We start from the raw sequence: 397 nt of genomic DNA on the forward strand, positions 1-397 counted from the left end.
ACGCTGTTCGCAGTGAACAAGGGCTTCATGGACGACGTGGACGTGAAGAAGGTGCTCGCCTTCGAATCCGGCCTGCACCAGTTCCTCAAGACCAGCCACGGCGCCCTGCTGGAGCGCCTGGAGAAGAACCGTGCCTTCGACAAGGAAGGCAAGGACGAGGCCGAACTGACGCAAGCCATCACGGCCTTCAAGAAGTCGTTCGCCTAAACCGAACGAGGAGCCATCATGGCAGCAGGCAAGGAAATACGCGGCAAGATCAAATCGGTGGAGAACACCAAGAAGATCACCAAGGCCATGGAAATGGTGGCCGCGTCCAAGATGCGCAAGGCGCAGGACCGCATGCGTGCCGCACGGCCTTACAGCGAGAAGATCCGCAACATCGCGGCGAACCTCGGCC

The 397-nt window shown here is 59.9% G+C and carries 1 protein-coding gene and 1 pseudogene; both read left to right on the forward strand.

Going from position 1 to position 397, the window contains the following annotated elements:
• Positions 1 to 207 (forward strand): annotated as a pseudogene (locus GVL52_RS32615) (hypothetical protein); the annotation flags it as partial.
• A gap of 18 nt (positions 208 to 225) precedes the next feature.
• Positions 226 to 397: F0F1 ATP synthase subunit gamma (locus tag GVL52_RS32620; RefSeq protein WP_200848065.1), on the forward strand; the 172-nt coding region annotated here is incomplete at its 3' end.

Origin of the sequence: Rhizobium sp. 18055, from assembly GCF_902706285.1 — a bacterium.
Lineage (GTDB): Bacteria > Pseudomonadota > Alphaproteobacteria > Rhizobiales > Rhizobiaceae > Rhizobium.